Consider the following 12,127-nt stretch of genomic DNA (forward strand, 5'->3'; position numbering starts at 1 on the left):
CGACCCATCCCCAACCGCTGCGCACCCTGCCCCGCAAACAAAAACGCCACCCCGCCACCGGCCGATGAGGCGCCGCGCCCCTCGACGGCGGCGGCTGAGTCCTCGCCCCGGGCCACGGCCGCCAAGCCGCGCAGGAGTTCCTCACGGTCGCCGCCGAGCGCGACGGCCCGGTGTGCGAAAGCGGTACGGGTGGTGGCGAGCGACAGACACGTGTCACCTATGTCGAGCTCCGGCCTGGCCTCGACATAGGTGAGCAGGCGGGCGGCCTGCGCCCGCAGTGCCTTGTGGGTCTTGCCTGAGATCAGCCAGGGCATTACACCCACCGGGATGTTCTTGCCCTCCGCCGGCCCGGGAATGGTCACCGAACTCTCCAGTACAACATGGCAGTTGGTACCACCCATGCCGAAGGAGGAGACACCGGCGAGCCGGGGCCCGTCCGTCTCGGGCCACGCGGTCAGATCCTGCTGGACGCGCAGGTTCATTTCATCCAGCGGGATTGCGGGGTTCGGTGTCTCGAAGTTGAGACTGGCGGGGAGTTCGCCGTGCTTGAGGGCGAGTACGGTCTTCAGTAGCCCGACGATGCCGGCAGCGCCTTCGAGGTGGCCCACGTTGGTCTTGCCGGAGCCGACGGCCAACGGGGCGCGCCGACCTTCAGCGGTGCCGAGTACAGCCCCGACCGCGGCTGCCTCGATCGGGTCGCCGATCTTGGTGCCGGTGCCGTGGAGCTCGACGTATTGAACGTCGGCGGGGTTCACGCCCGCGTGCTCGTAGGCCATGCGGAGCACCGCGCGCTGGGCGTCGGGATTGGGCACGGTGAGGCCGTCGGTGGTGCCGTCGTTGTTCATCGCGGTGCCTCGGATGATGCACAACACTGTGTCGCCGTCGGCCTGCGCGCGATCGAGCGGCTTGAGCAGGACGGCGCCGCCGCCTTCTCCCCGTACATAGCCGTTGGCCCGCGCGTCGAAGGTGAAGCAGCGTCCGTCCGGGGAGAGGCCGCCGAACTTCGAGGCGCCGAGCGTGCTCTCCGGGACGATGTTGAGATTGATGCCGCCCGCGAAGGCTAGGTCGGACTCGCCCCTGCGGAGGCTCTCGCAGGCCAGGTGGACGGCGACCAGGGACGAGGACTGTGCAGTGTCCACGGTGAGGCTCGGGCCATGCAGTCCGAGGGTGTACGAGATCCGGTTGGCGATGATGCTCCGGTGAAGTCCGGTGACCGAATGCTCAGTGATCGCCGAGAGTCCCTGCTGGGCAAGCAGGGTGGCGTAATCGTCCCAGATCGCGCCGATGAAGACGCCGGTCCTGCTGCCGGAGGCCTGCTGGGGACGGATGCCGGCGTTCTCGAGTGATTCCCAAGCCAGTTCGAGCATCATGCGCTGCTGCGGGTCCATGGCCCGGGCTTCGCGCGGTGAGATCCCGAAGAACGCCGCGTCGAAAGCGTCGACCCGGTCGAGGTATCCCCCGTGCCGGACGACGTCGCGCAGCGCCCCGTCGGCATCCTGAGCGCCGGGTCCCCAGCGGTCCTTCGGCACCTGTCCGATGGCGCTGCGTCCCTCCTTCAGCAGTTGCCAGAAGGAATCCGGGTCAGCGGCCTGGGGTAGCCGGCAGGCGATGCCGATGACGGCGATGGGCTGGTCGGAATGGGCGGACTCGGCGGAGATGCTGGCCATGGCGTTCGGGACCCCACTCTTCATGCGTGGTCAGGGATGTCGTGTGCTTCGGCTGTTGAGGGCGTGACTACGCGGGAATGAGCCGGATCGGCAGTGTGTACAGGCCGCGGATGAGCGTGCTGGTGCGCCAGCGCAGGTCCGCGGGGGCTGCGGCAAGCCGCATCTCGGGGTACCGGTCGAGGAGTGCGTTGAAGGCGATCTGCGTCTCCAGGCGGGCCAGCGGAGCACCGAGGCAGTAGTGAATGCCGTGGCCGAAGGCGATATGTCCCTTGGCGGGGCGCGAGATGTCGAGCTGCTGGGTATCGCCTTCGAAGCGGTTGGCGTGGCGGTTGGCGGCAGCCAACGAGATGAGGACGAAGGCGCCGACGGGGAGTTCGACGTCGCCGATTTGTACGGGCTCGGTAACGCAGCGGAATGTGGCGTGCTTCAGCGGGCTTTCCAGCCGCAAGAACTCCTCGATAGCGCCGGGCAGCAGACTGCGGTCTGCCAGCAGGGCGTTCCACTGGTCGAGGTTGGTCATCAGGTGCAGGGTGCCGTTGGCAACCGTGTTCGCCGTGGTCTCGTGCGCCCCAATGATCAGCAGGAAGGCCATGGAGATGAGTTCGTTCTCCTCCAGCCGGTCGTCGGCGTCACGCGCCTCGACCAGCGCGGAGAGCACGTCGGCGGCGGGCTCTCGACGCTTGCGCGCCACAAGTTGCGTCAGGTAGTCGTGCATCGTCGCGGACGCCGCCGCCGCGATCTCGGCCGACCCGCCTGAGATCAGCTGCTTGGACCACTCCTTGAAGTCTTCCTGGTCCTCCTCCGGTACGCCGAGCAGCGCGCAGATGATGCGGAAGGTGAGGGGGAAGGCGAAGAGGTCGAGCAGGTCGACCGTCTCGTCGTCGGGCAGGGCATCGAGCAGCTCGTGGGAGACCTTCTCGATCTGCGGTGCGAGCCGCTCCACGGCGCGGCTGGTGAAGGCCTTGTTCACGAGCTTGCGCAGCCGGGTGTGGTTGGGAGGGTCGTTGTGAAGCATGTGGTTGGCGATGGTGGAGGAGAATCCGCCGCGCTTGGTGGCGTCGGGCTGGTTCTGGGCGAACAGCTCCTCGGTCTTGCGCAGGTCCGTGCTGAGCCGGGGATCGGAGAGGGCCGAGCGTACCTCCTCATAGCCGGTGACCAGCCAGACGGTCAGGCCACCGCAGACCGGGACTCCCGGCGGGATCTTCACCTGGTGCAGAGGGCCCTTCTCGTTCAGTCCGGCGTAGACCGTGTGGGGGGCCTGCATGAAGTGATCGTCGAGCTCGATGATCTCTGTGAGCGGAGAAAACTGCGTCATGACACGCTCTCTCGTGGGAATGGTCCCCTGCCCGACGGCAGGGGAGTCCTGGCCGACGGGGGCAGCCGGCCAGGTGGGAGTGCAGTCGCTGAGTCAGCCGGTCTGACGGGAGCGAACCAACTGGGCGAGCGCCGCGGGGCTCGAGTGCGAGAAGACCTCGGCGAGCCGGAGCTTGACGCCAGTTGACTGCCCTATGCGCTGGGCGAGTTGGGCTCCGAGGAGCGAGTAGCCGCCGCTGGTGAAGAAGTTGGTGGCAGCGTCGACTCGCTGAGTGCGGAGCAGTTCGCGGAAGAGCCCGACGATCTCCAGCACCAAGGGGTCTTCACTGCCGGCCGACGTGGCCTGCGTCCCCGCACGGTCCCGGCTCATCTCGAGCCATTCGTGTGCTCGCCGGACGAGGGTGGGGTAGTCCACCTTGTCGTTGGCGGTCGTGGGGAGCGCCCGGACGACCTCGAAGTGGTGCGGCACGGAGGCACTGACCAGTTCGTCGCGCGCGTACTCCCAGAGGCCGTCCGTCGCGTCCTCAGTCGCGTGCGGTGCCTCGACGAACGCCACGAGCACGCCGTCCGCGCTCGTGTCACCGGCCACCACGACAGCTGCGGCGGCCACATCCGGGTGGGCTAGCAGGACTGACTCGATCTCACCGAGCTCGAGGCGGTTGCCTCGTAGCTTGACTTGGCGGTCGTTGCGGCCCATGACCTCGAGCGTTCCGTCCGCGCGCCAGCGGGCACGGTCACCGGTGCGGTAGAAACGCCCGTACAGGGGATGCTCACCGAAACGGTCGGCTGTCAGCTCCGGCCTGTCGTGGTACCCGAGGGCGACGCCAGAGCCGGCGATGCACAGTTCACCGCTGACGTTCACCGGGAGCTCGGTGCCTTCGGGCGCCGCCACGAACGCCTGCGTGTTGCGCAGCGGGGTTCCCACCGTGGCTGTGGTGTCGTCGTCCCTCAGCAGGCCGGTCGTCAGCCGTGCGGACGTCGACCAGATGGTGGTCTCCGTCGGGCCGTACACATTGCGCAGCTCGCAGCCGGTCTCAAGGAGGGTGAGCGCCAGTTGGACGGGCATCGGCTCCCCGCCGCACAGCACCCTGCGGCCGACCAGCGCGTCGGAGGCCTCGTCGGCGACAAGCCGCCAGGTGGTGGGGGTGGCCTGCACGATGCCTACCTCGTGCCGCTTCAGCAGCTCCGCGAGGGCGGCGCCGTCGACACGGCTGTCGTCGGTCGCGATGATCAGCCGCCCGCCGGAGACGAGCGGTAGGAAGAGCTCCAGGGCTGAGATGTCGAAGGTGAAGGTGGTCATCCACAGCGTCGCGTCATCCGGTGTCACCGCCAGTTCGGCGGCGAAGTGGGCGATCAGATTGGCGAGCGCGCCATGACCGACGACCGTTCCCTTCGGGCGTCCGGTGGAGCCTGAGGTGTAGATCAGGTAGGCGGGTGCTTGCGGATCCGGGACAGGTACAGGCCGCTCATCCGAAATGAGGGGCGCGCCCGCCGGGACAGGTATCAGCGACAGCACCAGGCGGTCCGGCGTGGTCGGCAGGGCCGGCGCGTCGTGGGCGGTCAGCACAACGGCCGCCCCTGAATCGGAAAGCTGGTACTCCACTCGCTGGCGAGGATGATCAGGATCGAGCGGCACGTAGGCCGCACCCGCCAGCCAGACGCCCAGGACAGCCGCGGCAAGTTCGAAACCGCGCGGCGCGTGCACGGCCACACAGTCGTGTGAGGTGACTCCGTGTCCCCGAAGCAGGCGCTCCGTCGCCTGTGCGGCCTGCAGCAACTGCCCGTAGGTGACCTGCCGTTCACCGTCTTCGACCGCGACCCGGTCCGGCCACATGGCGGCGCGCGCGACAACCTGCTCCAGCACCGTCAGACCTTCCGGTGCTGCTGTGTCGTTGGCAGCGGCGATGACCGACCGGTCCTCGGGCGAGTGCTGGAGGATATTCCGCAGGGGCTGCTCGGGGTGCGCGCCGAGGGCGATCAGGAAGGTGTCGTACCGGGCGGCCAGGGCCTGGGCATCGCCCCTCTCCAGCGTCTGCGTGCTGTAGACGACCCGCAGCGTGATGCCGTCCTGGGACGGCAACAGGAAGAATTCCAGGTCGAACTTGCTGCTTCCGTTCTCGACGGTGACAGGGACGGCGCGGATACCACCGATGGTGAACTCGGTGGGGCCGTTCTGCGGAACATAGTTGAAGACATGGCGGAAGAGCGTGTGCCGCCACGACGAGTTGCTCCGCGGGATCTCCGACAGTAGGTGGTCGACCGGTACGTCGCTGTGGCTGAGGGCGCCGAAGAAAGTGTCCCGAGTGCGCCGGACCAGGTCCTTGAAGTTCTGATCGGGCCGATAGGCGATGCGCAGCGGCAGCACGTTCACGTGGTATCCGACCGCGCCCGGCGATGCCTGGCGTCGCACATCGATCGGTGAGCCGATGACGGTGTCGGGGCCGGCGCCGTGCCCGGCAAGCAGGGCCGAGTAGGCGGCAAGGAGGATGACCGCTTCGGGTGCGCGCAGTTCCTTCGTCAGCCGTCGGACGGTGCTCACGGCTTCGGCCGACAGAGGAACGGTGACCTGGTCTCCCTTGAGGGTCGGCTGGCCTCCACGGTCTGGTAGGCCACAGTTGAGCTCCAGGTCCTGTGGCTGTGCCCCGGCCAGTTCCGCGTGCCAGAACGCGACGCTCTTTTCAGATACGAGGGCCTCTTCAGCGACGGGGGCGATTCCGCTGAGTTCCTCCGGCGGCTGCAGGCCTGCTGCGAGGGCGGTGTAAGCGGCGATCAGCTCACTGCACAGGACGGCGGCCGACGCGGTGTCGAAGATCAGGTGATGGACGGCGAGGCAGAGATGGTCGCCCGTTTCATGCTCGAAGTATCCGGCCCGCAGGAGCGGCTTACCATCCAAGGTGAAGGGCTCGGCGACGAAGCGGGTGAGCGCTGCGTCCATGGATCCGGGCACGGAGACACGGGATATCTGAACCGGGTGATCGCTGCTACTCAGAATCTCCTTGCGCATCTCCGTTTCTCCGGCATGGAAGACAGTTCGCAGGGCGGGGTGGCGGCTCACCAGGAGAGCGAAGACTTCGTTGAGCAGCGGAACCGAGAGCGGGCTGTCCACGCGTAACGCCAAGGAGAGGTTGTTGACGCCGGTGCCCGGTACCAGTCTTTCCAGAAGCCAGAGTGCCTCTTCCTTGCGGCTGACTGTAACCACCGGCATGCTCGAAGTACTCGCCATGTTCATCCCCCGGTTTCCTCACATTGTCAGCTGCGCGAGCGGTTACGGCTTACTTCAGCAGTTCGCGAAGGATGCTGGCGGCCTCGAGATCGCGCAGCAGGTCGATGTGCTCGAGATCGCATTTAATTTCTTCGGCGACCATCGCATCCCGCTCTTCAGGCGTATACCGATTCAAGCCGCTGAGTGGGCTGCGGGAGGATACGACGGTCGACTTGCGCCAGGCATTCCGATGGTCGATGTCACCCGCACCGATCAGATACGTGAGGAAGGATGAGTAGGTCAAGGACAGTTCGTCTGCGAAACTCTCATCCAGGCCGGCGGCTTCAAACGCGATCGGCACTAGCCCCTGGAAGGCCGCCGTAAGTTCCGACGCAATGTCGGCGAGCGGCATACCACTCTCGGTCACCAGTCGGCCAGCTTCTTGGGCTGCGGCCACTCGTTCCTCGGGCAGCCCTGCAGCCAGGCCCCCAACGACCTTATGGAAGTGGTAGTACAGCGTGAGCGCGTCCGGAGTCTCCGGATCGAACAGAATGAGTTTCGGCGGCGCGCCCTGGAGTCGCTCCAGTTCGTCAGCGATTCCCGCGGCGAAGGTTCCTCCCGCGCAGAACCCGAGAACACTGGTCACTTCCCAGTCGGCTTCCCTAACACTGTCGACCCACCGATGCACGTAATCAGCACCCGACATCCCCCTCTCGTCGCCCAACGGCGGCTGAAGTGCCTCAAAAACGGAAGGAAGAGGCATCGGCGATACCGCCGCAAGCTGAGCGAAGAGATCCGAGAAGCGGGCCTCTATACGTCCAGTGACGTCGTAATCGACAGCCAGGCACACATCGCCGCGGCGTCCTTCATGGAGCACCTTCCACGCATCATGCATGCCTCAACGTCCCCACCCTCGGATATCCTCAACCCTTGACCAAAAAACTTTACTAAGTAAAGTTCTTTACTGCATCAACCAACGATAACGCCCAGGCGATCACATGGGAAGCCCCTGTGATCGCCCTCACAGCGGGAAGGCAATTGGCCACGAGCCGTTACATCCAAGGTCAGCAGATCATGGCAAATCCCTACAAGGCACCTCAAGCCATGACGGTCAGCCGATCGATCAGACGGGAGTCTGCCCGTCGCCCCCAAAGGTGAACCCGCCTCTTTGATCATGTCGACGAGGATGCGATCAACGCGCGAACGCGCTCCATCAAGACTCGCGACACAAGCCAATCAGCACTTATCACCCCTTACGTGGGCACGAGAGACAGGATCGCAGATGATTGAAATGACCAACAATAATGACCATTGGATCCAGCGCTACCACCCAGCACCCGACGCCGAAGCACGACTGGCTTGTTTTCCATACGCTGGTGGCTCGGCAAGCTTCTACTTCCCGACGTCTCAGGCACTTTCGCCGTCCGTCGAGGTATTGGCCATTCAATACCCCGGCCGTCAGGACCGGCATGCCGAGCCCGCCCTGACGAACATCGAGGCGCTGGCCGATGGAATAGCAGACGCGCTGAACAAATGGACGGATCGCCCATTGGCATTCTTCGGGCACAGTATGGGTTCACTGGTAGCCTATGAGGTAGCAAGGCGGCTGCAGAGAGACGGTGTCACGTTGTCGGCACTATTCGCTTCTGGTGGCCGCGCCCCCCATCTATGGCGCAGCAGGGGTATGCACAAACGTCCAGACAGCGCCCTGATAGACGAGCTAAGGGAGCTCGGAGGGACAGAATCCAGTGCGCTGGACAACGAAGAGGTCCTCCAAATGGTACTGCCGACTCTTCGGCACGACTATCAGGCCATTGAAACGTACCGCTACGATCCCTCTCCGAGGCTGACCTGTCCGATTCTGGCTCTGATCGGCGATCGCGACCCTCGGGTTTCCGTGAATGATGTCCGAGGGTGGGACGAGCACACCTCAGCCGGGCTTGATGTCCGCGTGTTGCCTGGCGGACATTTCTATCTCGTCAACCAGCAGACCGCGATACTTGACATCATCGGAGAACACATCCAATTCCCTACCGGCGTCGAATAACGATCCAAGGATGTGCTGCCCGCTTCGGTTGCGGCAGAAGAGGTCCGTTGGCGACCTGTCCGTTGCCAGAGTTTTCCCTGAGGGACGGGAATTTAGTGTCGAGGAGCACGCCGGAGCGGAAGAGAGAGTTTGCCACTGTTCGGATAATCACTCGCAAGGCGTTGGCGAGCTCGATTCTTCAGCGGGGCTCGGTCGCTGATCGGCTCGACGGTTCGCCCATATTGTCCTCGTGGTGTTCGAGGTGGTCCGTCGCGTGACGCTGCGGGTGCGCCGGGTTCCACGGGCCTGGAGTGCTGCTGGTCATCCTCCTTCCTGGTCTTCGTCGGGGCGGTGCCCGGCCGTCAGGTGACGGCCGGGAGGTCGGTGAGCCGCTGCCAGTAGGTGGTGAACGCCATCGCCCAGGGCAGGTGGAATCGATGTGCGGCCAGCGGCGCCGGGGGTGAGTGGTAAGACGTGCGGGCAGGTGCGACAACACCGTCCGCTGAACCAAGGATGTCGCCTTCGCCGAGGACGTCATCCCTGGTGGGCCTGATCCGGCAACCGACACTGGCGACGCATCGTGGCCACGAGGTACGACTAAACACGCTGGACTGTGATGGTCAAGGACCCTCCGCCACACTGCCCAGTTCTCCGCCCAGGGCCGGGCTATCACCTGCATTTCCCGGCTCTGGCGGAGCCCCGACTCTCTATGCAGGGTCAAGCGCCATAGGCAGCGGTCGCCGATGAATGACATCAAGGCGCGAGACGGCCCTCGTCAACACCACATAGAGACGATGCAGTCCCCGTGTCTCTGCCTCGACGATCGCTGCTGGCTCGACCACGACAACATGGTCGTATTCCAAGCCCTTGGCAACCTCCGCGGGGAGCACGGTCACACGCGAACCCGTGTCGTCGCTTGTGGACGTCTCGATGCCGGCGTCTGCGAGGGCATCACGAAGGCTCATCACCTCGGGTGCGTCGGCGATGACCCCGATCGACCCCTCACCTTCGAGGGCCGCACGCACCACCTCAATCGTCGCCTTCACGGTGTCAGGCACATTGCGGATCATCAACTCGCCGTCCCGCCGCAAGGACCGGGAGGGCGGAACGTCGACATCGAGGGAACCGATGAGCCGGTTGGCGAACTCCACCACCTTGGCCGGAACTCGGAACCCCATGGTCAGCGGTACCACTTGGGCATCCTGCTTACCGAGATGGACCAATTGCTCCGGCCAATTACGAGCGGCCCAAGGGGTGGTTCCCTGAGCGAGGTCCCCGAGGACCGTCACCGACCCGAAGTCAACTCGGCGACCGATCACTCTGCACTGCATCGGCGAAAGGTCTTGAGCCTCGTCCACCACTACGTGTCCGTAACCCTCAGGTCGCTCGATGAGTCCGGCGACCTCGTCAATGAGCACCAAGTCGGCTTCAGACCACTTGGCGCTCTTCCAGGAGCGCGGCGGCTTCGGCCAAAGAATTGCCTTCTGCTCATCAGCGGACAGGATTCCGTCGGCCGCAACCGTCAGAATGTCAGGATCGCTGAGGACCGAGGCCACCACCTCCTCGGGTTGGACCTTACGCCAAACGGAATCGACAAACGCGGAGATGGGTTTCGCTCGCCCCATCTTGCGCAGCCATTCGTTGTTGGGCGGCCCGGCCCGCCTCTCAACCTGGCGTTGCAGCACTTGGACGGCGCGAGCACGGACACGCTCACGCCCCACGGCGTACAGCGGCGCCTCCTCGCGTACTTCCGCCACGATCTCTTCCAGCTCTTCGACCGAGATGCGCCAGCGGTACGAACCGTCGGGTACCGCCACCGATTCGGAAGGGGATCCCACCCGCGCGTAGAGCGCTTGGCGCAGCACCTGCGCCATCCGACTGTCATGCTTGACGGCCGCTGCCGCCTCCGCATCCTGGGCCTGCACGGGATGGCGGGCGATCTCGTCCGCAATCATGCACTGCCGGATGTCGATCTCGCCCAGCGAAGGCAGTACCTCTGAGATGTACTTCAGGAAGGTGCGGTTCGGGCCGATGATCAGCAGACCACTTCGCTGGATGCGCTGCGGATAGGTGTACAGCAGATACGCGGCTCGATGCAGGCCGACTGCCGTCTTTCCGGTACCCGGCGCCCCCTGCACGCATACGGAGTCAGTCAATTGACTGCGCACCAGATCGTCCTGCTCAGGCTGGATGGTGGCGGCGATATCACGCATGGGGCCGACTCGTGGCCGCTCAATCTCGCTGGCGACAATCTGGCTCTCCCCGGACTCGCCTGCCGTCAGATGCTCGTCCTCCATGCCGCTGAGATCTTCCGAAGCTCCGCGGCTTCCAGCCGCCCAGCCAAAGCGTCGCCGCACAGCGACGCCCTGCGGATCTTTGGCACTGGCCTGATAGAAGGTGCTCGAAACGGGCGCTCGCCAGTCCACAACCAGAGGCGGAGTGGAGGGGTGCTCGGAGAGCCGACGGCGACCGATGTAGTAGGTCTGCCGACGATGGTCCCCTGCCTGCAGCGAGTCCTCGAAGCTCAGGCGCCCGAAAAAGAGTGGCCGGTCGGGCTCCTCGAGAAGCGCTTTCGCGCGACTGCGCAGCGTGTAGCCCAGTGCTTCAGCGTCCGCGCCGGAGGCCGAGACATCCTCCCCGATGACAACTTGTTCAGCCGACTCCTCGACCATGCTGGCCATGGCCGCACGGCAGGTGTCGTGGTATGTCCGTTCCTGGCTGAGTTCATGATCAAGCGGCTTCACACCCGCATACTAACTTAACCCAGTAACAAAGTTAACCATACATCTGAAAAGTCAAGGGTCCTACGCGTACGCGACGAGCCCATCGCGCAGTTGCGCGAAGGCTCGATCTGCGACCGCGATCGCGATCGGGTAGACGTCGTCTGCTTTCTCCCCGGCTTCCATCCGCCGCCAGTTCTCCTGGGCAAGGATCCGCTGCACAGCGACGATCTGACTGGCCGCCAGACGCGCCTCGACCTGACGCTCTCCGCCCAACGCCTCGCTGAGAGCCTCCTCCGAACGCATCATGTACGCATACAGCCGCGCAACCAGGCGAGGTGTGCCGTACAGAAGGCTGTGAAATGCGAGGACCTGCGGGTCGTCGCTGAGTCCGGTTACCGGGTCCCGCCCCTGAAGTGCGTCCAGGAAGTGGCCGTGCAGGGCATCCAGAGGTGACACTCCCCGGGGCCGTCCCGTGACTACGCGGCTGTGCTCATCCTCATGATCGGCAAACCGATGCAGAGCCAGATCTTCCTTGGTCGGGAAGTAACGGAAGAGTGTGGGCTTCGACACTTCGGCTGCGGCCGCGACCTGCTCTACCGAGACCCCGTCGAAGCCCTTCTCCAAGAAGAGCGCGATCGCAGCATCGGAAATCTCCCGATACGTCCGCAGCTTCTTGCGCTCTCGCAGGCCCATGTCCCTACTCATAAATTTGGACAGTACTGTCACACGCCATGAATCAGGAAGAGCCGTCCGAAACCGAAACCGCAATTCATCCACACAGCCACCTGCAACCACAGGCTTCGGGACAGCTTGTGGCAGGGTACAACCCGCTCGGCCTGGCGGCGGACGTAAGGACTCCCCGTAGGCGGGCTGCTCATAGTCCCACCAGAGGCCCTGCATTTGGATCAACTCGGCGTTGAGGATACCGTTCAGGGCCTCGGTCCCGCAGTCTACGCAGTCCCCGACGGAACCCATTGAGAACTGCAGTCTGGAAGCCGCTCGCGTGAGTGACCGCACCGATGTTGTTGTCAGCCGCCTTGATCAGCGCGGGTTTCAGACCCGTCGGAACCACCGATCCGCCGTGCCGCAGCCTCTGCGACCTCCACGGGGGTGAACTCACGGAACATCGCGTTCAGTGAGCTTCTTCAGCGTTGCCGCTCCAGGGTGAGGACGGCTTTGGCGATTGACGTCATGC

The 12,127-nt window shown here is 64.8% G+C and carries 7 protein-coding genes; 1 reads left to right on the forward strand and 6 read right to left on the reverse strand.

Going from position 1 to position 12,127, the window contains the following annotated elements:
• The 4 genes from IEY89_RS39205 to IEY89_RS39220 form a co-directional block, all read right to left on the reverse strand.
• A partial coding sequence (locus tag IEY89_RS39205; RefSeq protein WP_229695706.1) for a type I polyketide synthase occupies positions 1-1,667 on the reverse strand: 1,667 nt, incomplete at its 3' end.
• A gap of 67 nt (positions 1,668-1,734) precedes the next feature.
• On the reverse strand, positions 1,735-2,982 hold the full coding sequence (locus tag IEY89_RS39210; RefSeq protein WP_189152308.1) for a cytochrome P450 family protein: 1,248 nt from the start codon (positions 2,980-2,982) through the stop codon (positions 1,735-1,737).
• 93 nt (positions 2,983-3,075) lie between these two features.
• Positions 3,076-6,186 (reverse strand): non-ribosomal peptide synthetase, encoded by a 3,111-nt coding sequence (locus IEY89_RS39215; protein WP_189152309.1) that lies wholly within the window; start codon positions 6,184-6,186, stop codon positions 3,076-3,078.
• Between the two features lie 67 nt (positions 6,187-6,253).
• Positions 6,254-7,078, reverse strand: coding sequence for a hypothetical protein (locus IEY89_RS39220; RefSeq protein WP_189152310.1), 825 nt, complete (start codon positions 7,076-7,078; stop codon positions 6,254-6,256).
• Between the two features lie 387 nt (positions 7,079-7,465).
• Here IEY89_RS39220 and IEY89_RS39225 point away from each other — a divergent pair, with 387 nt between their 5' ends.
• The gene (locus IEY89_RS39225) at positions 7,466-8,230 is read left to right on the forward strand and encodes a thioesterase II family protein (RefSeq protein WP_229695707.1); all 765 of its coding nucleotides are present in this window, start codon (positions 7,466-7,468) and stop codon (positions 8,228-8,230) included.
• A 686-nt stretch (positions 8,231-8,916) separates the two neighbouring features.
• Here IEY89_RS39225 and IEY89_RS39230 read toward each other — a convergent pair.
• Positions 8,917-10,953, reverse strand: coding sequence for a HelD family protein (locus IEY89_RS39230; protein WP_506004860.1), 2,037 nt, complete (start codon positions 10,951-10,953; stop codon positions 8,917-8,919).
• A gap of 60 nt (positions 10,954-11,013) precedes the next feature.
• The gene (locus IEY89_RS39235; RefSeq protein WP_229695708.1) at positions 11,014-11,625 is read right to left on the reverse strand and encodes a TetR/AcrR family transcriptional regulator; all 612 of its coding nucleotides are present in this window, start codon (positions 11,623-11,625) and stop codon (positions 11,014-11,016) included.
• Between the last annotated feature and the right edge of the window lie 502 nt (positions 11,626-12,127).

The organism is Streptomyces lacrimifluminis, assembly GCF_014646095.1.
In the GTDB taxonomy this organism is placed as follows: domain Bacteria; phylum Actinomycetota; class Actinomycetes; order Streptomycetales; family Streptomycetaceae; genus Streptomyces; species Streptomyces lacrimifluminis.

Bases quoted from the DNA above. Each gene is read 5' to 3' on its own strand.
- IEY89_RS39210 (WP_189152308.1), bottom strand. From the start codon at position 2,982: ATGACGCAGTTTTCTCCGCTCACAGAGATCATCGAGCTCGACGATCAC.
- IEY89_RS39215 (WP_189152309.1), bottom strand. From the start codon at position 6,186: ATGCCGGTGGTTACAGTCAGCCGCAAGGAAGAGGCACTCTGGCTTCTG.
- IEY89_RS39220 (WP_189152310.1), bottom strand. From the start codon at position 7,078: ATGCATGATGCGTGGAAGGTGCTCCATGAAGGACGCCGCGGCGATGTG.
- IEY89_RS39225 (WP_229695707.1), top strand. From the start codon at position 7,466: ATGATTGAAATGACCAACAATAATGACCATTGGATCCAGCGCTACCAC.
- IEY89_RS39235 (WP_229695708.1), bottom strand. From the start codon at position 11,625: ATGGGCCTGCGAGAGCGCAAGAAGCTGCGGACGTATCGGGAGATTTCC.